This window comes from Citrobacter portucalensis (assembly GCF_002042885.1).
GTDB classification, from domain to species: Bacteria; Pseudomonadota; Gammaproteobacteria; order Enterobacterales; family Enterobacteriaceae; genus Citrobacter; species Citrobacter portucalensis.
In genome coordinates, this window is sequence record NZ_MVFY01000015.1 from 1 (window position 1) to 21,255 (window position 21,255).

The 21,255-nt window shown below is 51.3% G+C and carries 19 protein-coding genes; 10 read left to right on the plus strand and 9 right to left on the minus strand.

What is annotated here, in order from left to right; all coding sequences use genetic code 11:
• Positions 1–355: 355 nt before the first annotated feature.
• On the minus strand, positions 356–559 hold the full coding sequence (locus BZK40_RS19255) for a YfgG family protein (protein WP_008785446.1): 204 nt from the start codon (positions 557–559) through the stop codon (positions 356–358).
• 351 nt (positions 560–910) lie between these two features.
• Between BZK40_RS19255 and BZK40_RS19260 the strand changes: the two genes are divergently transcribed.
• Positions 911–3,181, plus strand: a complete 2,271-nt coding sequence (locus BZK40_RS19260; RefSeq protein ID WP_079935142.1) for a bifunctional diguanylate cyclase/phosphodiesterase — start codon at positions 911–913, stop codon at positions 3,179–3,181.
• On the opposite strand, the gene ppx is transcribed toward BZK40_RS19260, so the two are convergent.
• The 4 genes from ppx to purM all read right to left on the minus strand — a co-directional run bounded on the left by ppx (position 3,161) and on the right by purM (position 8,664).
• Positions 3,161–4,702, minus strand: a complete 1,542-nt coding sequence (gene ppx, locus BZK40_RS19265) for an exopolyphosphatase (RefSeq protein ID WP_032944195.1) — start codon at positions 4,700–4,702, stop codon at positions 3,161–3,163. The two genes, BZK40_RS19260 and ppx, sit on opposite strands and share 21 nt — an antisense overlap.
• Before the next feature lie 4 nt (positions 4,703–4,706).
• Positions 4,707–6,773 (minus strand): polyphosphate kinase 1, encoded by a 2,067-nt coding sequence (gene ppk1, locus BZK40_RS19270; protein ID WP_032944192.1) that lies wholly within the window; start codon positions 6,771–6,773, stop codon positions 4,707–4,709.
• 215 nt (positions 6,774–6,988) lie between these two features.
• Positions 6,989–7,630, minus strand: a complete 642-nt coding sequence (purN, locus tag BZK40_RS19275) for a phosphoribosylglycinamide formyltransferase (RefSeq protein WP_079935143.1) — start codon at positions 7,628–7,630, stop codon at positions 6,989–6,991.
• On the minus strand, positions 7,627–8,664 hold the full coding sequence (gene purM / locus BZK40_RS19280) for a phosphoribosylformylglycinamidine cyclo-ligase (protein ID WP_020996702.1): 1,038 nt from the start codon (positions 8,662–8,664) through the stop codon (positions 7,627–7,629). Before purM ends, purN begins: the two co-directional genes overlap by 4 nt.
• Before the next feature lie 295 nt (positions 8,665–8,959).
• Between purM and BZK40_RS19285 the strand changes: the two genes are divergently transcribed.
• From BZK40_RS19285 to BZK40_RS19300, 4 genes are all read left to right on the plus strand, one after another.
• Positions 8,960–10,390, plus strand: a complete 1,431-nt coding sequence (locus BZK40_RS19285; protein ID WP_079935144.1) for a 6-phospho-beta-glucosidase — start codon at positions 8,960–8,962, stop codon at positions 10,388–10,390.
• A gap of 183 nt (positions 10,391–10,573) precedes the next feature.
• On the plus strand, positions 10,574–11,200 hold the full coding sequence (upp, locus tag BZK40_RS19290) for a uracil phosphoribosyltransferase (protein WP_003835110.1): 627 nt from the start codon (positions 10,574–10,576) through the stop codon (positions 11,198–11,200).
• Positions 11,201–11,296: 96 nt separating this feature from the next.
• On the plus strand, positions 11,297–12,586 hold the full coding sequence (gene uraA, locus BZK40_RS19295; RefSeq protein WP_003835107.1) for a uracil permease: 1,290 nt from the start codon (positions 11,297–11,299) through the stop codon (positions 12,584–12,586).
• A gap of 95 nt (positions 12,587–12,681) precedes the next feature.
• Positions 12,682–13,383, plus strand: coding sequence for a DnaA inactivator Hda (locus BZK40_RS19300; protein ID WP_211924219.1), 702 nt, complete (start codon positions 12,682–12,684; stop codon positions 13,381–13,383).
• A gap of 35 nt (positions 13,384–13,418) precedes the next feature.
• On the opposite strand, the gene arsC is transcribed toward BZK40_RS19300, so the two are convergent.
• Entirely contained in the window at positions 13,419–13,778 is a 360-nt protein-coding gene (gene arsC / locus BZK40_RS19305) for an arsenate reductase (glutaredoxin) (RefSeq protein ID WP_003037937.1), read from the minus strand.
• A 123-nt stretch (positions 13,779–13,901) separates the two neighbouring features.
• Positions 13,902–15,365 (minus strand): beta-barrel assembly-enhancing protease, encoded by a 1,464-nt coding sequence (gene bepA / locus BZK40_RS19310; RefSeq protein WP_008785438.1) that lies wholly within the window; start codon positions 15,363–15,365, stop codon positions 13,902–13,904.
• A gap of 226 nt (positions 15,366–15,591) precedes the next feature.
• On the opposite strand from bepA, the gene BZK40_RS19315 reads away from it, so the two are divergent.
• The 4 genes from BZK40_RS19315 (at position 15,592) to iadA (ending at position 19,120) form a co-directional block, all read left to right on the plus strand.
• Positions 15,592–16,656 (plus strand): AI-2E family transporter, encoded by a 1,065-nt coding sequence (locus BZK40_RS19315; protein WP_003037941.1) that lies wholly within the window; start codon positions 15,592–15,594, stop codon positions 16,654–16,656.
• 166 nt (positions 16,657–16,822) lie between these two features.
• Positions 16,823–17,482, plus strand: coding sequence for a nucleoside recognition domain-containing protein (locus tag BZK40_RS19320; RefSeq protein ID WP_079935145.1), 660 nt, complete (start codon positions 16,823–16,825; stop codon positions 17,480–17,482).
• 1 nt (position 17,483) lies between these two features.
• The gene (locus BZK40_RS19325) at positions 17,484–17,945 is read left to right on the plus strand and encodes a YjiG family protein (RefSeq protein ID WP_003835099.1); all 462 of its coding nucleotides are present in this window, start codon (positions 17,484–17,486) and stop codon (positions 17,943–17,945) included.
• 11 nt (positions 17,946–17,956) lie between these two features.
• Positions 17,957–19,120 carry a beta-aspartyl-peptidase gene (gene iadA / locus BZK40_RS19330; RefSeq protein WP_079935146.1) on the plus strand — a complete coding sequence of 388 codons (1,164 nt, stop codon included), beginning with the start codon at positions 17,957–17,959 and terminating at the stop codon, positions 19,118–19,120.
• 54 nt (positions 19,121–19,174) lie between these two features.
• Here iadA and bcp read toward each other — a convergent pair whose 3' ends face one another.
• Both bcp and BZK40_RS19340 read right to left on the minus strand, forming a co-directional pair.
• A complete protein-coding gene (gene bcp / locus BZK40_RS19335; RefSeq protein ID WP_003835095.1) occupies positions 19,175–19,645 on the minus strand; it encodes a thioredoxin-dependent thiol peroxidase in 471 nt (156 codons plus the stop codon).
• Entirely contained in the window at positions 19,645–20,217 is a 573-nt protein-coding gene (locus tag BZK40_RS19340) for a glycine cleavage system transcriptional repressor (RefSeq protein WP_003037954.1), read from the minus strand. The genes bcp and BZK40_RS19340 overlap by 1 nt, the downstream gene beginning before the upstream one ends.
• Positions 20,218–20,362: 145 nt before the next feature.
• Here BZK40_RS19340 and dapA point away from each other — a divergent pair, with 145 nt between their 5' ends.
• The gene (dapA, locus tag BZK40_RS19345; RefSeq protein ID WP_003037957.1) at positions 20,363–21,241 is read left to right on the plus strand and encodes a 4-hydroxy-tetrahydrodipicolinate synthase; all 879 of its coding nucleotides are present in this window, start codon (positions 20,363–20,365) and stop codon (positions 21,239–21,241) included.
• Positions 21,242–21,255 lie beyond the last annotated feature (14 nt).

Below are 21,255 nucleotides of genomic sequence, written 5' to 3' on the forward strand. Positions count from 1 at the left end.
CTGTAGTATTTAAAAATGATAACAATTCAAATAACTATTTAATTTTCATGCGAAATATAAATGCTTGCATCAGTGATATTTGCTGGTGATATTAATTAGCGTTTATTTGAGCACTGTTTGTCTTTTTATGTCCGCTAAACCGGAACTTAAAAATCAGCGCGAATGGTGCGGTGAAGTGGGATGAAAAGATTGTGCATTTGTGCGAAAAATACGGCCGATTATCTGATAATTAAGCGGGAGAGGGGGGATATGTGTAAAGTTTCGTCACTCAAATCCCTTACCGGATGGTTAAATGTCAGGCGATTAGCCATCCGGTAAGGAATCTTAATGCTGGGGGTATCACAGGCGCGAGCGATCAATGTTCGTCGGTTTGTGCAGGAGCTGTCTGTTGCGGCTGAGTGGTCTGCTGAGATTCTTTTTTGTCCTGGTGGTGATGCCACGCACCAATGGCGGAGTAGACGAAGCGTCCGAAGAAGAAGAGAAAGCTGATAAGCAGTACGATCCGGATCATGCGACTGTTAAATCGGTGTCGTTTGCGTAGGCTGGTAACCTGGCTCACAAAAGGTTCCTTGTAGTGTACCCAACTGAGGGGCGATACTCACATTAAGGCACACTGAGAGGGAATGGTCAATTCTTCCTTATGTAAAATTGCTTCAGTTGTTTTATCTTCTTATGTTATGGAAATTAATATTATTATTTGCATGAATAATGTATTAACGATAAAAAATAATGAAAAGAGTAATAATTGATGAATGAGGGGGATGTTTTTTGATATGTATCAAGCATCACAATTTGCTGACAACTAAAATCGATGAATCATTGTGATGTATTTTACTTTATCGTTTTAAAGTCAGGTGGGATGCCTGTCTGAATACCCCCTACAGGATGTGTGGGATTCTACTGAGCATCTATGAAACTCAATAAAAATTATATTGGTATTAGAGATAGATGGTGGGCATTACCTCTCATCTTACCTTCTTTGTTGTTGCCTATATTGAGCACTGCCACCACCTATGCCCATATTAGTACGGGGACCGTAATTCTTTTCTACCTGCCGTTAGCGCTGATGATTAGCCTGATGCTTTTTTTTGGCTGGACGGCATTGCCAGGTATTATCATTTCCATTATCTGGTACAAATATCCGCAGGTCGGGTTATTTGAAACACTTTCAATAATTTCGCACTTTATAGTTACAATCGTGCTTAGCTGGGGAGGATATAAAGTATTTTCTCCCCGACGAAACAACGTTTCCCACGGGGATTCTCACCTGATGTTTCAGCGTATGTTCTGGCAGGTCTTCTGCCCGGCAACGCTGTTTCTGATACTCTTCCAGTTTGCTGCATTTGTGGGTGTTTATGAAAGCAAATCCGGCATGGTGGGCGTTATGCCCTTCAATACAGGCACATTGATCAACTATCAGTCCATACTCGCGGGGAATCTTGTAGGTGTGCCGCTGTGTTATTTCATCATTCGAACAATTCGCAACCCCTTGCATCTGAGAGGCTATTTTTCTCAGTTAAAGCAGCAGTTTGATACCAAAGTGACTAAAACAGAGTTTGCGGTCTGGTTGATTATATTGACTATGCTAATGGCAATGTTGTGTATGCCGCTCAATGAACAAAGCTCAATATTTAGCACGAATTATACCTTGTCACTGTTACTTCCCGTCATGCTTTGGGGGGCAATGCGTTACGGTTATAGATTTATTTCGTTGATATGGGCGGTCGTACTTATTACCGCAATTCATTATTATCAGCGCTATATGCCATGGTATTCGGGTTACGATACGCAGCTTGCCATTACCTCATCAAGTTATCTGGTTTTTTCCTTCATCGTGAATTTCATTGCTGTCCTGGCAACGCGTCAACGTTTTGTTACCCGGCGCAACCATCGCCTGGCCTTCTTTGACCCTATGGTGCATATTCCGAATTTGCGCGCTTTGAACCGGGATTTGAAAAACGCGCCATGGTCAGTGCTTTGCTTTTTGGGTGTTCCGGGCATGGAGCTGCTGGTGAAAAATTACGGCATTATGCTGCGTATCCAGTACAAGCAAAAACTGGCTCAGTGGATAACACCGTTGCTTGAACAGGATGAGCATGTCTATCAATTGTCAGGTAATGATTTAATCCTGCGTTTTAACACTGAGCTACACCAGGAACGCATTGAAGCACTGGACAGGCATATCAAGCAGTTTCGTTTTGTTTGGGACGGAATGCCTTTGCAACCGCAGGTTGGGATCAGCTTTTGCTATGTCCGTTCTCCTGTTAACCATATCTATTTGTTGCTGGGAGAGTTAAGTACCATTGCCGAATTATCGCTGGCAACCAATTCACCAGAGAATTTGCAGCGGCGTGGTGTGATGCACCTGCAACGCGACCTGAAAGATAAAGTTGCGATGATGAACCGTATTCAGCAGGCGCTGGAGAACAATCGCTTTTTCCTCAAGGCGCAGCCGATTTTTGGCGTGCGTGGCGACGTTTATCACGAAATCCTCCTGCGGCTTGAGGGGGATGACGGTGAAACTATTGCCCCTGATAACTTCTTGCCGGTAGCCCATGAGTTTGGTTTGTCATCCCGTATCGATCTGTGGGTGATTGAAAATACGTTGAAATTTATGGCGCAGAATCGGGAAAAAATGCCCGCCCACCGGTTTGCTATCAACTTATCACCCACCTCAGTATGTCGCGCGCGACTTCCTAATGACATCAATCAGTTACTGAATAAGTACAAGGTTGAAGCATGGCAACTTATCTTTGAAGTGACGGAAAGCAATGCCTTGACCAATGCGGAACAGGCACAGGCAACGTTGCTGCAGCTGCAATCACTGGGCTGTCAGATTGCGATTGATGATTTTGGTACTGGGTATGCCAGCTATGCGCGGCTGAAAAATGTGAATGCCGATATCCTGAAAATTGACGGTAGCTTTATTCGCAATATTGTTTCGAACAGCCTCGACTACCAAATCGTGGCCTCTATTTGCCATCTGGCGCGGATGAAAAGAATGCTGGTGGTTGCGGAGTACGTCGAAAGCGAAGAAATACGCAGTGCGGTGATTTCACTGGGGATTGATTACATGCAGGGGTATCTGATTGGTGAGCCACTGCCGTTGAGTGAAACTCTGGAAAAGCAGGTGCCAGATGAACTGACACCTGCTGAGATCTTATGCGGCGATATCGGGTGAGCTCTCTTCTTCAATTTTGAGTCGCCAGCCTGTTACGGCTTCCCAGTATTGCTGCTCTTTCTCCAGATCGAGCAGCACCAGCGCATTTTGGCTAAACCAGTCATGCGGGAAGCGTAAGGTCCAGTGGCTGTCGTCGGTTATCAGGGTCAAAGTCGGCGGTGTGGTGGTCGCCTGACGCTGATTATTCAACAGCACGCCCAGGCGCAGCAGCTGAATTAACGGCAGAAACTGTTTCTTCTTAAACAGCGTAAAGCGGGGCAAGTCGTCGAGCTTAATCGCTTTGCGATGATAACGAACTAATGTTGCCATCATCAGCTGTTGTTCCTGATTGAAACCAGGTAGATCGCTGTTTTGTAAGATATACGCAGAGTGGCGATGCAAACCGCTGTGGTTGATGTTCAGCCCAACCTCATGCAGCATTGCTGCCCAACGCAGTAACGCTTCCAGTTGGGGATTGGCCAGCTTTGGCTGCTGCGTATGCCACTGGTCGTACATTTGCATCGTCGTTTCCAGCACGCGCCGGGCCTGTTCGCTGTCAATGTTGTACTGGTTCGCCAGGCTGCTGGCGGTACGGCTACGAACGTCCTGGTGGCGAAAACGGCCTTCCATCTCGTACAGCACGCCTTCACGTAACGCACCATCAGAAAGGCGAAGTTCGCGAATAGCTAACGCGTCAAAAACGCCGCACAGAATCGCGAGTCCGGGTACAAACACTGCTTTTCTTTCTTCTGACAACCCCGGCAAGCTGAGCGCATCAAATGACGCGTGCTTCAACACTTCAGATGTCAGCTTGTCCAGACGTTCGGGGGTGATAAAACCGTCTTTTTCACCCATCTCCAGCAGCACTTCATGGGCTGCTTTAATGGTGCCCGATGCGCCCAGCGCAACGTTCCAGCCCTGAATGCGAAACTGCCAGGTTAAGGTTTCGAGCTTTTGCGCAGCCGCCATGCGGGCACGCTGGAAGTTTTCGCGGTTAATTACACCGCGCGGGAAATACATCTGGGCAAAGCTGACGCAACCCATACGGCGGCTTTCGACCAGTTTAGGCTCGAAATCTTCTCCGATCACCAGTTCTGTTGAGCCGCCGCCGATATCGATAACCAGCTTGCGACCTTTTTCCGGCTGCGTATGTTCAACGCCCATAAAGATCAATCGGGCTTCTTCGTTGCCGGAAATAATCTCAATTGGGTAGGGGATGACTTTTTCCGCTCGCTTGAGAAAATCAGTCGCATTCAGTGCCTGACGCAAAGTATGGGTTCCCACGATACATACGCTTGATGGAGGAAACCCCTGCAAACGTTCGGCGAACAGTGATAAACAGCTTAGCCCGCGCTCCATGGCCTCTTCGCTCAGCTTGTTATCTTCGCCGAGGCCATCCGCCAGATGTACGCGTTGTTTCAGTCGCCCAATAATTTGCATTGCGCCATCAACCACGCGGGCAATGACCATATGGAAACTGTTTGAACCAAGGTCGACCGCAGCAAATTCCTGCGGTCGTGGAGTCTTGTCGTGTATTGGCATATCTTTAGTCAGGTTGCTCGAGTGATTTGATGTAATCGTAAATCGCCAATTGTGACTGAACCTTACGGCGGTTTCCGCGCGGTACGTAGCGATTACTCAGTTCTTTATCAATAAAGCGGGCTTTCACCGTGTCGCTGAACAGGATATCGATAATATCCAGCACGCGTTGCTTAAGGCGCGGGTCAAGAAGCGGTGTGGCAACTTCGATACGATAGTCGATGTTTCTTGTCATCCAGTCAGCGGAAGAGAGATACACCTGCTTGTCACCTCCGTTCTCGAAGATATAGACCCGGTCATGTTCAAGATAGCGATCAACGATGCTGATAACGCGAATATTGTCGCTGATACCTTCCAGATTCGGAATCAAAGAACACATACCACGAATCAACAAATTGACCGGCACACCAGAGCTTGAGGCCGCATAGAGGCGGTCAACCAGACCTTTATCGACCAGGTTATTCAGTTTTAGCGTAATGCCGGAAGGCAGTCCTTGCTGCGCGTTGGCGATTTCTTTGTCGATCATCGCGTACAGCAGACGGCGTGAATTCTGCGGGGAAACCAGCAGATAATCGAACGTCACCGGGCGATACGGGTTCTCGATGAAGTTAAACACCCGACGCACTTCGTTGGTAATGCGCGAATCGGCAGTTAGCAACGAGTAGTCGGTATACAGGCGTGCCGTTTTTTCGTTGAAGTTCCCCGTCCCGATATGCGCATAGCGCACGACTTCATCACCTTCTTTACGCGAGATAAGGAACAGTTTGGCGTGAATTTTCAGGCCTGGCGCGGAGAAGATGACGTGAACGCCTGCTTCGGTAAGACGCTTGGCCCAATGGATGTTGGCTTCTTCATCGAAGCGGGCCTGCAATTCCACCACCACGGTGACTTTCTTACCGTTGTGCGCGGCATGGATCATTGAATCTATGATGCGTGAATCTTTTGCCACACGGTAGATGTTGATCTTTATAGCCAGCACGCTCGGGTCGAAAGAGGCCTGGCGCAGCAGTTCAAGAACGTGCTCAAAGGTGTGATAGGGGTAATACAGCAGCACGTCGCGTTCACGAACGGCGTCAAAGCCGTTACGAAACTTCTCGTTGTCGAACCAGATATGGCGCAGACGCGGCAGCGGTTTGTTCACCAGGTTAGCTTTGCCAACGTTAGGGAAGTTAATAAAGTCTTTGAAGTTATGGTAACGCCCGCCGGGAACAATCGAGTCGTAGCGAGAAATCGTCAGTTTTTCACGCAGTACTTCGACCAGTGCATTGGGCATGTCACGCTGATAGACAAAACGTACAGGTTCTGCGGTCAGACGCTGTTTCAGGCTGGATGACATCAGCTCCATCAGGCTCGATTCCATCTCGTGCACCAAATCGTATTCGGCGTCACGGGTCATTTTCATCGAATAGGCGTTCAGTGCGTCGTAGTCAAAGAACCCTTTGAAAATGTCGTCAAGGCAGTAACGTAAGATGTTGTCCAGCAGGATCATCGGTTTGCGACGGCGCGGGGTTTCCGGCGGCAGATTCACAAAACGGGGAACCTTGTCGGAAGGGATTTCCAGCAGCGCGTAGCGGATCGTATCACCACGGATAATTTCTACCGCCAGATAGGTGTAGTCATCTTTCAAAAACTGGACTAAATCCGTCTCGCGGTTAATCAGGATCGGCGTGATGTGCTGGCGAAGATATTGCTTGAAGTAATGACGCAACCAGCTTTGCTGATTGACCGACAACTGGCGTTCGTTGATTAAGAAAATCTGATTGCGCGCCATTTCCAACAGCAACTCGTTGTACAGGCCGTCAAATTCCTGATCGGCTTTTAATACGCGGGCCTGGATTTTGCCTAACAAATGGCGGGAGTGAGAGTTTGAACCCTGTTCTTCGCTAATAATGATTCGGCGCTTCAGTTCGGCAAAACGAACCTTATAAAACTCGTCGAGATTATTGGAATAGATGCCTAAGAAACGCATCCGTTCGATCAACGGGTTTGACTTATCAGCAGCTTCCTGGAGTACACGTTCGTTGAACGCTAACCAACTGAGTTCTTTCTCGATGTATAGCTTTTCCTGACCCATTACCACTTTTACTCCGTTTCATTCACGGGACACTACCGATTTATTATGGCGAGCATTGCTCTCAGATGTCCAACTGTGCCAGAAAAATATGACAATAAACCGTCTGATAGCAAAGAGAAAGGGGGAGCGTAGATGAATACCGGTGGTATTAACCGGAAAAGGTAGTTATGCCTGTAAGCCGGATGGTGACATTCGGCTTACAGGTTGTTTTTTTATTATTCGTCGGCGGCGTAGCCTTGTGGAGACAAACGAACGCCATCCAGCCATGCAGCGTTATCACGCATCTTCAGGCGACCATCGATAAACCAGCTTACCACCAGCGGGTAAATGGTATGTTCCTGAGCCTGAACCCGTGCCGTGACATCATCTTCGCTGTCGCCTTCAAATACTGGAACTTTGGCCTGGAGAATGACCGGTCCGCCGTCCAACTCATCCGTCACGAAATGGACTGAGGTACCATGTTCTTCATCGCCGTTTTCCAGTACCTGGCGATGCGTATGCAGGCCGGGATACTTCGGCAATAAAGACGGGTGGATATTCAGCAATCGTTCAGCATAGTGAGCGACAAACGCCGGGCTGAGGATACGCATATAACCGGCCAGCACCACGACATCGGGTGCATAGGCGTCAATCTCTTGTATCAGTTGGCGGTCGAATGCTTCGCGACTGGCAAACTGGGCGGCTTCCAGCGAGTGTGCCGGAATATTCGCTTCGCGTGCGCGCTCAAGGCCGAACGCATCGGCCTTGTTACTGAATACTGCACGTATGGTGCCATTGATTTTTTTCTGTTCGCAGGCGTCGATTATCGCCTGCAAATTGCTTCCGTTGCCGGAAATGAGCACCACAATGTTTTTCATTCAATGACCACACGCTGTTCGGAATCAGAAGCTTTGATGATACCGATTTTCCATGCGTTTTCACCTTTCTCATTGAGCAAAGCAAGGGCTTTGTCCACTTCCGGAGCTGGCAGGGCGATAACCATACCTACACCGCAGTTAAAGGTGCGATACATCTCATGCTGGCTGACGTTACCCGCCGTTTGCAGCCAGTTGAAGACGGCTGGCCACTGCCATGAAGATTCGTCGATCACTGCCTGCGTGTTGTCTGGCAGAACGCGTGGAATATTTTCCCAGAAGCCGCCGCCGGTCAGGTGGGCAATGGCGTGCACATCAACCTTCTCGATCAGTTCCAGAATGGATTTCACGTAAATGCGGGTAGGGGCCAGTAAGTGATCGGCCAGCGGCTTGCCTTCAAGCTCGGTGGTTTCTGGGTCACAACCGCTGACTTCTACAATTTTACGCACCAGAGAGTAGCCGTTGGAGTGCGGGCCGCTTGAGCCGAGCGCAATCAGTACATCACCGTCGGCAACTTTTGAGCCGTCGATAATTTCTGATTTTTCGACGACGCCAACGCAGAAACCTGCCACGTCGTAATCTTCGCCGTGATACATCCCCGGCATTTCAGCTGTTTCCCCACCGACCAGCGCACAGCCAGACTGCAGGCAGCCTTCGGCAATCCCGTTAATGACGCTGGCTGCGGTGTCCACATCCAGTTTGCCAGTCGCATAGTAGTCGAGGAAGAACAGCGGCTCAGCGCCCTGAACCACGAGGTCGTTGACGCACATTGCGACGAGATCAATGCCGATAGTGTCGTGGCGTTTCAGATCCATCGCCAGACGCAGTTTTGTACCAACGCCATCAGTGCCGGAAACCAGTACCGGTTCACGATATTTTTGCGGCAATGCGCACAGCGCACCGAAGCCACCCAGACCACCCATAACTTCCGGACGACGAGTTTTCTTTACTACGCCTTTGATTCGATCAACCAGAGCATTACCTGCATCAATATCAACACCGGCATCTTTGTAGCTAAGAGAGGTTTTATCGGTCACTGCCTGCTTCCCCACATGTTTACTTGCAGTAAAAGTTAAATTCGGCGCAATTCTAACAGGGAAAGCAAACGTTTGCGAGCCTGCTCTGCATCAAGTTTTATCTGCTGGTTTTTTCAGCATTTTACAATCATTTATCTATTTGTTTGAGCTGCGCCACGAAAATGAAACCGGGTACAGTCTTGTGCTTGAATCCTGTTAGGCGATTGCACAGTATCTTACTGAAACCGGTTTCTTTTTTCTGTTGCGGACCTCATCAACAGCGTTTTGCGCAGAGTCATCACGATAGGGGAAGGGTATGTCAGGATTTAAAGCAGATTTCATGTGGGGTGGTGCTGTCGCGGCTCATCAACTGGAAGGTGGCTGGCAGGAGGGCGGAAAAGGCGTCAGCGTTGCTGATGTCATGACCGCGGGAGCGCATGGGGTGGCGCGTGAAATTACCGACGGTGTGATTGCCGGTAAAAATTACCCTAACCATGAGGCCATCGATTTTTATCATCACTATAAAGACGACATAAAGCTGTTTGCCGAAATGGGGTTTAAATGTTTTCGCACCTCTATTGCCTGGACACGTATTTTCCCCTTCGGCGATGAAGAACAACCCAATGAGTCTGGCCTACAGTTCTATGATGACCTGTTTGACGAATGCCTGAAATATGGCATTGAGCCGGTGATTACGCTGTCCCATTTTGAGATGCCTTACCATCTGGTGACGGAGTACGGCGGCTGGCGCAACCGCAAGCTTATCGATTTCTTTGTCCGTTTTGCCAGGGTGGTATTCACTCGTTACCAGCACAAAGTGAAGTACTGGATGACGTTTAATGAGATTAACAACCAGGCAAATTATCACGAAGATTTCGCGCCCTTTACTAACTCAGGTCTGAAATACCAGCCAGGCGAAGACCGCGAGCCGGTCATGTACCAGGCGGCGCACTATGAGCTGGTGGCAAGCGCGCTGGCGGTAAAGGTCGCGCGTGAGATTAACCCGGAATTACAGATAGGGTGCATGATTGCCATGTGTCCAATCTATCCGCTGACCTGCGCGCCAGACGATATGATGATGGCGATGAATGCCATGCACCGGCGTTACTGGTTTACTGACGTCCATGTGCGCGGCAAATACCCGCGGCATCTTCTCAACTACTTTGCCCGTCGTGGCTTTGAACTGGATATCACCGAGGAAGACCGTCAGGCGCTGGCCAAGGGCTGCGTTGATTACATCGGCTTTAGCTATTATATGTCTTTCGCGACCCAGGCAACGGCGGACAACCCACAGCTGGATTACGACGAGTCGAAAAGCCTGGTTTCCAACCCGTACGTGCAGAAATCGGACTGGGGCTGGCAGATTGATCCGGTTGGCCTGCGTTATTCACTGAACTGGTTCTGGGATCATTATCAACTGCCACTATTTATTGTGGAGAATGGATTTGGCGCCATTGATGTGCGCGAGGACGATGGTACAGTTAACGACCAGTACCGTATCGACTACCTTGCCGCCCACATACGTGAGATGAAAAAAGCGGTGGTGGAAGATGGCGTGGATCTGATGGGATATACCCCGTGGGGCTGCATTGATTTAGTCTCTGCCGGGACAGGGGAGATGAAAAAACGCTACGGGTTTATCTATGTCGATAAAAATAATGACGGTAGCGGGACATTAACGCGCTCACCTAAAAAATCTTTTTCGTGGTATCAAAAAGTCATCCAGACCAATGCTGAATATCTTTAAAATTCATAGCATTGACAGCGAGCCCCGCCATCAGTGCGGGGCTTGTTTTATACTCATCATTCAGACGCAAATGACTTTGGTTGATCCATATCAAGCGTATGCAGTGTTGCGCCAGAGAGGAAAAGCGGTATAATCCGGCGATTTTTTTTGTGGTTGCCATTCGTCTGAGGAAAGGAGAAGAGTATGAAGATCGTGGAAGTCAAACACCCACTCGTCAAACACAAGCTGGGACTGATGCGTGAAAACGACATCAGCACTAAACGCTTTCGTGAACTCGCCTCGGAAGTTGGCAGTCTGCTGACTTATGAAGCAACCGCTGGTCTGGAAACCGAAAAGGTGACCATTGAAGGCTGGAACGGTCCAGTTGAAGTTGACCAAATCAAAGGCAAAAAAATCACCGTTGTGCCTATCCTGCGTGCGGGTCTGGGCATGATGGAAGGCGTTCTGGAAAACGTTCCGAGCGCGCGTATCAGCGTTGTTGGTATGTACCGTAACGAAGAGACGCTGGAGCCAGTTCCGTATTTCCAGAAGCTGGTTTCTAACATCGATGAGCGTATGGCGCTGATCGTTGACCCAATGCTGGCAACCGGCGGCTCTGTTATCGCCACTATCGATCTGCTGAAAAATGCAGGCTGCACCAGCATTAAAGTGCTGGTCCTGGTTGCGGCGCCGGAAGGTATCGCGGCACTGGAAAAAGCGCACCCGGATGTGGAGCTGTACACCGCCTCCATCGATCAGGGACTGAACGAGCACGGATACATTATTCCGGGGCTCGGCGATGCCGGCGATAAGATTTTTGGTACTAAGTAAACGAATAAGTGAAAAGAAGCCGACTTTAAGAGTCGGCTTTTTTTTGAATAAAACAACCCAATGGCTAATAACAAACAACACTCAGAGGAAAACACTATGACGCGCCGTGCTATCGGGGTGAGTGAAAGACCGCCGCTTTTACAGACAATCCCGCTTAGTTTGCAGCACCTGTTCGCCATGTTTGGCGCAACGGTACTGGTGCCAGTCCTGTTCCACATCAACCCGGCTACCGTTCTGCTGTTTAACGGCATTGGTACGTTGCTGTATCTCTTTATTTGTAAGGGTAAAATTCCCGCATATCTGGGTTCCAGCTTTGCCTTTATTTCCCCGGTGCTGCTGCTGCTGCCGTTAGGGTATGAAGTGGCGCTGGGCGGTTTCATTATGTGTGGCGTCCTGTTCTGCCTGGTTTCTTTCATTGTTAAGAAGGCAGGAACCGGCTGGCTGGATGTCATGTTCCCGCCTGCGGCGATGGGCGCAATCGTTGCCGTCATCGGCCTGGAGCTGGCTGGCGTTGCTGCGGGTATGGCGGGGTTACTGCCTGCTGAAGGGCAATTACCGGATTCAAAAACCATCATCATTTCTATGGTGACGCTGGCGGTAACGGTCTTTGGTTCCGTATTGTTCCGCGGTTTTATGGCGATTATCCCGATTCTGATCGGGGTGCTGGCCGGTTATGCGCTCTCCTTCGTGATGGGCGTTGTGGACACTACGCCGATTGCGCAGGCCCACTGGTTCGCGCTGCCGACGTTCTACACGCCGCGTTTTGAATGGGTTGCCATTCTGACCATCCTGCCAGCGGCGCTGGTGGTCATCGCTGAACACGTCGGGCACCTGGTGGTAACGGCGAATATCGTGAAAAAAGATTTGATTCGCGATCCTGGCCTGCATCGTTCTATGTTTGCCAACGGTCTGTCTACGGTAATCTCTGGTTTCTTCGGCTCTACGCCGAACACCACGTACGGCGAAAATATCGGCGTAATGGCGATCACCCGCGTTTACAGTACCTGGGTTATCGGCGGTGCGGCAATTTTCGCCATTCTGCTCTCCTGCGTGGGTAAACTGGCTGCAGCGATCCAAATCATTCCACTGCCGGTTATGGGCGGCGTATCACTGCTGCTGTACGGTGTGATTGGCGCTTCTGGTATTCGCGTACTGATCGAGTCGAAGGTTGACTATAACAAGGCGCAGAACCTGATCCTGACTTCGGTTATTTTGATCATCGGCGTAAGTGGCGCGAAAGTTCACATCGGTGCCGCAGAGCTGAAAGGCATGGCGCTGGCGACCATCGTTGGTGTCTGTCTGAGCCTGATTTTCAAAGTTATCAGCCTGCTGCGTCCGGAAGAAGTTGTGCTTGACGCGAAAGATGCAGACAGTCCGCAACAGTAAATCTCTGACCGGGCGGCAGCGCTGCCCGGTTCTATCGCGACGTATTTCTGTGTTAAACTCAACACGATTTTATGAAATCCTGGGTTGAGGTATCTCTGAACACACCGGCACAGCTCTCTTTGCCACTTTATCTTCCTGACGACGAAACTTTCGCAAGTTTCTGGCCGGGGGATAACTCCTCTTTACTGGCTGCACTGCAAAACGTGCTGCGTCAGGAACATAGCGGGTATATTTATCTCTGGTCGCGTGAAGGCGCTGGCCGTAGTCATTTGCTGCATGCAGCCTGTGCGGAACTGTCCGCGCGCGGCGATGCGGTAGGCTACGTGCCGCTCGACAAACGCACCTGGTTCGTCCCCGAGGTGCTCGACGGGATGGAGCATTTATCGCTGGTATGCATCGATAACATCGAATGTGTGGCCGGTGATTCGCTGTGGGAAATGGCGATCTTTGATCTCTACAACCGTATCCTGGAGTCGGGGAAAACGCGCTTGCTGATCACCGGCGATCGTCCGCCAAGACAGCTGAATCTGGGGTTGCCGGATCTCGCCTCACGCCTGGACTGGGGGCAAATCTACAAGCTACAACCGCTTTCCGATGAAGATAAGCTGCAGGCGTTGCAATTACGCGCCAGACTTCGTGGATTTGAACTGCCGGAAGATGTGGGACGTTTTCTGCTAAAGCGTCTGGATCGTGAAATGCGAACGCTGTTTATGACGTTGGATCAGTTAGATCATGCGTCGATCACCGCCCAGCGTAAGCTGACCATTCCGTTCGTAAAAGAAATTCTGAAGCTGTAAGCGCCGCAGCCGAGAAGACTGCGGCAGGTTGCAGGTTAACCGACGATTTCCAGTACCTGCTCAGGCGGGCGTCCAATTCGAGCCTGACCTTTGGCAACCACAATCGGGCGCTCCATCAGTTTCGGGTTTTCCACCATTGCCTGAATTAGCGCGTCTTCACTCAGATTTTTGTCCGCCAGGTTAAGCGATTTATAGAGATCCTCTTTCTGGCGCATCAGTTCACGCGCGCTGGACATGCCGAGCATCTGCAACAGTTCACGCAGGGTTGCTGCGTCAGCCGGCGTTTCCAGATACAACACCACTTCCGGGTCCACGCCGTTGGACTTCAGTAATTCCAGCGTTTCACGGCTCTTGGAGCAGCGTGGGTTATGGTAGATTTTAATCGCGTCTGACATGACTTCTCCTTGCATAACAATACTGCCGGATGGCGGCCAAAAGACCTTATCCGGCCTACATATTGTGTCTGACGTAGGCCGGATAAGACGCTACAGCGTCGCCATCCGGCAAGGGTTCGATAATTACATCTTCGTGTACGGTTTAAAGCGTTCTTGCAGCTGGCGTAGCTGGTCAATACGGGCATCGTATCTGGCCTGCTGCTGGCTACCCAGTTTCACCTGAGAGCTTGCGCTGCTGAGCATCGAAATAGCCTGATCCAGACGCCCCGCGAGGGCATACCCCTCCGCGCGCGCCGCCAGCTCCTGATCGCGGTTGCTCAGGTTGGCTTCTGTTTGCGCTAACAGATCCCAGCCGTTAGGGTCATCTTTATGGTTAAACGTATAGCGATTCAGGATGGTCGCCGCCTCTTTGGCTTGTCCACCCTGTAAATAGGCATTCGCCAGGTTGAGCTGCAGAACCGGGTTAGTGCGCAGGTCGCGGGCGTTTTTCAGGCGGTTAATGGCATCACTGGTTTTCTTCTGGCCGAGATCGATATCCGTTGCCAGGTCGAGATACCAGGCATTGTTAGGATCCGCCGCCAGCAGCGGTTGCAGCGCTTTACGCGCCTCGTCGTATTTACTGGCTTCCATCGCCTGCAATGCCCGGCCATACTGGGCCGCACGTTGCTCACGTACGTTGCCTTTCGACCAGCTACTCAGCAGGTCATCGGTCAACTGGTTACGACCAGAGTTGTACATGCCTAAGGTTCGTGCCTTAGCCAGATAAAAATCTTCTGACGACTGGACGACCACCGGGCGCATCTGATTGGCGCGGTTACGGGCATCAGACAGACGGCTTTCCGGCAGGGGGTGAGTCAGCAAAATTTCCGGCGGACGCGAAGAGTAACGAGCCTGGTCGAGCAGTTTTTCCAGGAACGTTGGCATGGCCTGGGGATCGAATCCCGAGCGTTGCAGTACCTGAATACCAATGCGATCTGCTTCCTGTTCGTTTTGCTGCGTAAAGCTGATCATTCCCTGACGTGTCCCCGCCAGCGTACCGGTCAGCGCCGCCATACCCGCCTGCGGGCTGGCCATTGCTAATAAAATTGAACCTAATGCGCCAACCCACGTTAGCGGTGCGCTACGTTTCTGGTCTTCCATGGCACGCGCCAGGTGGCGTTGCGTGACGTGGGAAATTTCGTGCGCCATAACCGATGCCAGCTGGCTTTCGTTGTCGGAATAGCGGAATAGTGCGGAGTGCAGGACAACGTTGCCGCCAAAGAAAGCAAAGGCGTTGATTTCATCGTTGTTAATCAAAAAGAAGGTGAAGGGCGTTTTTACCGAGTCGGCGTGCGAGACCAGACGCATCCCCAGTGCATTAATGTATTGGGTGAGCAATGGATCGTTAATTAATGGCGCACTACCGCGCAGTTGGCGTACGTAATAATCGCCCATCTGCATTTCCTGTCCTATGGAAAGCGTACTGCCTGCCGACGTTCCCATATCAGGCAGGGTGTCCGCAGTATCAGCAAATGCGGGCGCAACCTGACCGATAGTCAGTGCGGCAATGAGGGTAGCAACCAGGTTTTTTTTCAACTGCCTGAACATAACCTCTGTCCTGTATTCTTTTTTGAGATAGCCATTTGACCGATGCTGTGAAGTATCGTTCACACTCCGCAAGCTTACGGAGTGTAACTGCGAAACCTGACGATGAACACCCAGGAAAAATGTCTTTTCACTTTGCGTAATCAGCCATAAAAAGCGAAGTCTTTTTTGTGACATTTCGATACAATTCGGGATCGCAATCCCGCTATTGGGTTCATGGAAGGGTTTTATGCTCGAAATGTTGATGCAATGGTATCGTCGCCGCTTTAGCGACCCCGAAGCCATCGCCCTGCTGATTATTCTTGTTGCCGGTTTTGGCATCCTGTTTTTCTTTAGCGGTCTTTTGGCGCCGCTGCTGGTCGCCATTGTGCTGGCGTACCTGCTTGAATGGCCGACAGTGCGGCTGGAACATATTGGGTGTTCACGGCGTTGGGCGACATCGATTGTGCTGGTGGTGTTTGTCGGTATTTTACTGCTGATGGCCTTTGTGGTGATGCCCGTTGCGTGGCAGCAGGGAATTTACCTGATCCGCGACATGCCAGGCATGCTCAATAAATTGTCTGATTTTGCCGCCACCTTACCACGACGTTACCCGGCGCTGATGGATGCGGGCATCATTGATGCGATGGCGGAAAATATGCGCTCGCGAATGCTCACCATGGGCGATTCGGTGGTGAAATATTCGCTGGCCTCACTGGTCGGTTTGCTGACGCTGGCGGTCTACCTGGTTCTCGTCCCATTGATGGTGTTCTTCCTGATCAAAGATAAAGGACAGATGCTGAACGCCGTGCGCCGGGTGCTGCCGCGTAACCGCGGGCTGGCGGGGCAGGTATGGAAAGAGATGAATCAGCAAATCACCAACTATATCCGCGGGAAGGTGCTGGAAATGGTGGTGGTCGGCGTAGCGACCTGGCTCGGCTTCCTGCTGTTTGGTCTCAACTATTCGCTGTTGCTGGCGGTGCTGGTCGGGTTCTCTGTGCTGATCCCGTATATCGGCGCTTTTGTGGTGACGATTCCGGTGGTTGGCGTGGCGCTGTTCCAGTTCGGGCTTGGCACCGAGTTCTGGAGCTGTTTTGCCGTGTACCTGATAATCCAGGCACTGGACGGCAATTTGCTGGTTCCCGTGCTGTTCTCCGAGGCGGTCAATCTGCATCCACTGGTGATTATTCTCTCCGTGGTGATTTTCGGCGGTTTGTGGGGATTCTGGGGCGTATTCTTTGCGATTCCTCTGGCGACGTTAATCAAAGCGGTAATGCATGCCTGGCCGGATGGTCAGGTCGTTGACGAACCCTAATCTGCAAGATCCGGCGATATCATATCGCCGGATCTGAACTTGTCTGACCTCTATCCACACTTTCTGAATAATCTCTTCTGCTGTCGTTTTTCTCCGCGTTTGTCTTTAACTTGACCATCGTGATGTCTTTTAGACACACAAGGATTAAGGCCAACAGGAGAACAAAATGGGTCACAGCACACACACGCAGCAAAAGGTGGGATGGAGTGGTTATCTCGCTTTTTTTATTACGATTATTCTTTTTTCCGGCATGTTTGCGAAAAGTACCGAATGGTGGCGGGTCTTTGACTTCACTATCCTCAACGGTGCGTTTGGGCAGATTAATGCTGCGGGCGACACGGCAGTCTCTTTTCGTGGCACTGGGGGGATGGGGGCAAAAGACGGCTTCTTATTCGCGCTTGAACTGGCGCCTTCCGTCATTCTTTCGCTCGGGATTATTTCCGTCACCGAAGGGTTGGGTGGGTTGCGCGCGGCACAACAGCTGATGACGCCGGTCCTGCGTCCGTTACTGGGCATTCCGGGTATTTGTTCGCTGGCGTTGATTGCGAATTTGCAAAATACCGATGCCGCGGCAGGGATGACCAAAGAAATGGCGGAAGAGGGCATTATCACAGAGCAGGAACGCGCTATTTTTGCCTGCTGGCAAACCAGCGGCAGCGCGTGCATTACCAACTATTTTTCTTCTGGCGCAGCGCTGTTTACGATGGTGACTGTTCCGGTGATTACGCCGCTGGCTGTGATCCTTGTCTTCAAATTTGTGGGCGCGAACCTGTTGCGTGTATGGATCGCGCAGCTGGAAAATCGCCGTATGCAGCAGGAGGCGTGAGATGACAACACAGGTACGTAAAAACGTCATGGATATGTTTATCGATGGCGCACGGCGCGGGTTTACCATTGCAACAACCAGTCTGTTGCCTAACGTGGTGATGGCGTTTGTGATTATTCAGGCGCTGAAGGTGACAGGGCTGCTCGAGGTTGTAGGGCGGGTATGCGAGCCGGTAATGGCGCTGTGGGGGCTACCGGGGGAATCTGCCACTGTGCTGCTGGCAGCGGTGATGAGTATGGGAGGCGGTGTCGGCGTGTGCGCCAGCCTGGTTGTCGCCGGTACGCTTTCGGGACATGATGCCACGGTGTTGTTACCGGCTATCTACCTGATGGGAAATCCGGTGCAAAATGTGGGCCGTTGTCTGGGGACCGCGGGGGTTCATCCTCGTTATTATCCGCTAATTATTGCGGTATGCGTCATTAATGCGCTGCTCTCTATTTGGGTTATGCAGGTTATTGCCTGACAAGGAAGGTTATGAACTGTTCAATTCTTGATTTGACGTTGTTCCAGCAGGGACACGTGTATGCGCCGGAAGATTTAGGGCGACAGGATATACTGGTCTCCGGCAGCAAAATTGTTGCCATCGCCCCGTCAATTTCTCCTGAAGACTTTCCCGGTTGCGAGTGTATCAATCTTGACGGCGCGATTGTATGCCCAGGATTTATCGATCAACACGTCCATCTTATTGGCGGCGGCGGGGAGGCGGGGCCGCATACCCGCACGCCGGAAGTGCGCTTGTCACGGCTGGTTGAAGCTGGTGTCACGTCGGTGGTGGGTTTGCTGGGTACCGATGGCATTACCCGTCACCCGGAATCACTGCTGGCAAAAACCCGCGCGCTGGAGTTTGAAGGTATCAGCGCCTGGATGCTGACCGGGGCGTACTCTCTGCCTTCCCCGACTATCACCGGCAGTATCGATCGCGATGTGGCGCTGATTGATAAAGTTATTGGTGTGAAATGTGCGGTTTCGGACCATCGTTCTTCAGCCCCGGATACCTCGGCGCTGGCAAATATGGCGGCGCAGTCGCGCGTCGGCGGGTTGTTGGGGCGCAAACCAGGGATCAGCGTTTTCCATATGGGCGACAGCCCGCGCATGCTGGAACCGTTGTACCAGATCCTCGACTGCTGCGATGTGCCGATTACTAAACTGTTGCCGACACACGTTAACCGTGCGGAACCGTTGTTCCAGGCGGCGCTGGAGTATGCCCGTAAAGGCGGTTATATCGACATTACCAGCAGCATTGATGAGCCCGTCGACCCGGCCACGGCTATCGCCACGGCGCTGCGCCAGAACGTGCCGCTGTCGCGCATTACCCTTAGTTCGGATGGCAACGGCAGCCAGCCGGAATTTGATGAGCTTGGCAATCTCACCGGCATCGGTGTCGCGGGGTTTGAATCACTGGCTGAGACGGTGCGCCAGTTGGTGAAGATTCATGCCATACCGCTGGAACAGGCGCTGTGTCCGCTGACGCGTACGGTCGCAGAATTTTTGGCACTGGAGCATAAAGGGCGTCTGGCGGTGGGATGCGATGCGGACATTCTGGTGCTCAACGACGCGCTGGAAGTTCATCACCTGTGGGCGAAGGGAAAAGCCGTAGTCAGGGAGCAGAAAGCGTGCGTGAAAGGGACGTTTGAGTAACCGGGCAGTCATCTGCCGGATAAGGCGTTCACGCCTCCATCCGGCATTTCACGGTCAGGCGTTCTCTTTCAGCCAATTCATTACCACGTCGTGGTGGTTGCTGGTTTTGAAGTCATCAAACACATGCTCAATTTTCCCTTCGGCATCAATCAGGAAGCTGATGCGGTGGATGCCATCGTAGGTTTTGCCCATAAATGACTTCTCACCCCAGACGCCGAACTGCTCGCAAACCTGATGATCTTCATCGGACAGGAGCGTGAAATTCAGGACTTCTTTCTCCGCGAATCGGGAAAGCTTCTCTGGTTTGTCAGTGCTGATCCCCAGCACTTCAACACCCGCTTTTTTTAACTCATCCATGTTATCGCGCAGGCCGCAGGCCTGTACGGTACAGCCGGGTGTCATGGCTTTCGGGTAAAAATAAACCAGAACACGCTGTCCCTGGAAGTCGGTTAAATTTACTTGTTCTCCGTCTTGATCCGGCAAGCTAAATTTCGGTGCGATATCACCGGCTTTCAGTGGGTTCATTACTTAACTCCATCCTGTTCATCATGCTGTGAGTAATTGACGACGTTAATACTGCCTTGCGCATTGAGTTCTGTACAGAGTGCTTTAAACGCATCTTCAATATTTGCCGAATCATGTGACGCAGGACTATGTGCGGTAATTTGAATAAACAACTGCGCCGCCTTTCCATTCTCAGCCGGTTGCGTGCGTGAAACCAGTTCCGCAATATTCATTTGGTGGCTGTCAAACAGAGCGGTGAAGCGTTCAATCAAATGGGGAGAATCAGGGACATCGACCTGTACCCATACCGTAGCAGGCATTGCCGGACGGGGGCGCGCGGTCGTGCGCTTCATCACAATGAGTAAATCCAGCTCTGCGCCTTTTAAGGGCAGGGTTGATTCAATCAGGGTGATGGCATTCCAGGTTCCCGACAGCAACATGATAAACGTGAACTCATCACCCAGCATGGCCAGTCGGCTGTCTTCGATATTACAGCCGCAACTGCTGACATGACGCGTGATGGTGTTCACAATTCCTGGGCGATCGGCACCCAGCGCAGTAATGACCAGATAGTGTTGCGATGACGATGTCAAACCTGTTCTTCCTTTGAGCGGTGAGGTAATCATAAGGAAAGCATAAAAAAAACATGCATACAACAATCAGAACGGCTCTGGTCGCTTGCTTTTATTGTCGTACCAAACGTACCATTGAGACACTTGTTTGCACAGAGGATGGCCCATGTTCACGGGAAGTATTGTCGCGCTTGTTACGCCGATGGATGAGAAAGGTAAAGTCTGCCGGTCGAGCCTGAAAAAACTGATTGATTATCATGTCGCCAGCGGCACCTCGGCGATCGTTTCTGTTGGCACCACCGGTGAGTCCGCCACCCTGAGTCATGATGAACATGGCGATGTGGTGATGATGACGCTGGAACTGGCTGACGGGCGTATTCCGGTGATTGCCGGAACCGGCGCCAATGCGACCGCGGAAGCCATTAGTCTGACGCAGCGTTTCAACGACAGCGGTGTTGTCGGCTGCCTGACGGTGACGCCTTACTACAACCGCCCAACCCAGGAAGGTTTGTTCCAGCATTTCAAAGCCATCGCTGAGCATACTGACCTGCCGCAAATTCTGTATAATGTGCCGTCCCGTACTGGCTGCGATATGCTGCCGGAAACCGTTGGTCGTCTGGCGAAAGTTAAAAATATTATCGCTATTAAAGAGGCCACGGGGAACTTAAGTCGCGTTCACCAGATCAAAGAGCTGGTTTCGGACGACTTTATTCTGCTCAGCGGTGATGACGCGACCGGACTGGATTTTATGCAGCTCGGTGGTCATGGCGTGATTTCCGTAACGTCTAACGTTGCGGCACGTGATATGGCTGAAATGTGCAAACTGGCGGCAGCCGGGCAATTTGCCGAGGCGCGGGTGATTAACCAGCGTCTGATGCCGTTACACAACAAACTATTTGTCGAACCCAATCCTATCCCCGTGAAATGGGCGTGTAAGGAGTTGGGACTTGTGGCGACCGATACGCTACGTCTGCCGATGACGCCAATCACGGACAATGCTCGTGAAATCGTCAAAGCGGCGCTTAAGCATGCCGGTTTGCTGTAAAGTTTAGGGAGATT

Bases quoted from the DNA above. Each gene is read 5' to 3' on its own strand.
- iadA (WP_079935146.1), top strand. From the start codon at position 17,957: ATGAACTGTTCAATTCTTGATTTGACGTTGTTCCAGCAGGGACACGTG.
- arsC (WP_003037937.1), bottom strand. From the start codon at position 13,778: ATGTCAGACGCGATTAAAATCTACCATAACCCACGCTGCTCCAAGAGC.
- uraA (WP_003835107.1), top strand. From the start codon at position 11,297: ATGACGCGCCGTGCTATCGGGGTGAGTGAAAGACCGCCGCTTTTACAG.
- BZK40_RS19315 (WP_003037941.1), top strand. From the start codon at position 15,592: ATGCTCGAAATGTTGATGCAATGGTATCGTCGCCGCTTTAGCGACCCC.
- ppx (WP_032944195.1), bottom strand. From the start codon at position 4,702: ATGCCAATACACGACAAGACTCCACGACCGCAGGAATTTGCTGCGGTC.
- upp (WP_003835110.1), top strand. From the start codon at position 10,574: ATGAAGATCGTGGAAGTCAAACACCCACTCGTCAAACACAAGCTGGGA.
- BZK40_RS19260 (WP_079935142.1), top strand. From the start codon at position 911: ATGAAACTCAATAAAAATTATATTGGTATTAGAGATAGATGGTGGGCA.
- bcp (WP_003835095.1), bottom strand. From the start codon at position 19,645: ATGAACCCACTGAAAGCCGGTGATATCGCACCGAAATTTAGCTTGCCG.
- bepA (WP_008785438.1), bottom strand. From the start codon at position 15,365: ATGTTCAGGCAGTTGAAAAAAAACCTGGTTGCTACCCTCATTGCCGCA.
- ppk1 (WP_032944192.1), bottom strand. From the start codon at position 6,773: ATGGGTCAGGAAAAGCTATACATCGAGAAAGAACTCAGTTGGTTAGCG.
- BZK40_RS19285 (WP_079935144.1), top strand. From the start codon at position 8,960: ATGTCAGGATTTAAAGCAGATTTCATGTGGGGTGGTGCTGTCGCGGCT.
- purN (WP_079935143.1), bottom strand. From the start codon at position 7,630: ATGAAAAACATTGTGGTGCTCATTTCCGGCAACGGAAGCAATTTGCAG.
- BZK40_RS19325 (WP_003835099.1), top strand. From the start codon at position 17,484: ATGACAACACAGGTACGTAAAAACGTCATGGATATGTTTATCGATGGC.
- BZK40_RS19320 (WP_079935145.1), top strand. From the start codon at position 16,823: ATGGGTCACAGCACACACACGCAGCAAAAGGTGGGATGGAGTGGTTAT.
- dapA (WP_003037957.1), top strand. From the start codon at position 20,363: ATGTTCACGGGAAGTATTGTCGCGCTTGTTACGCCGATGGATGAGAAA.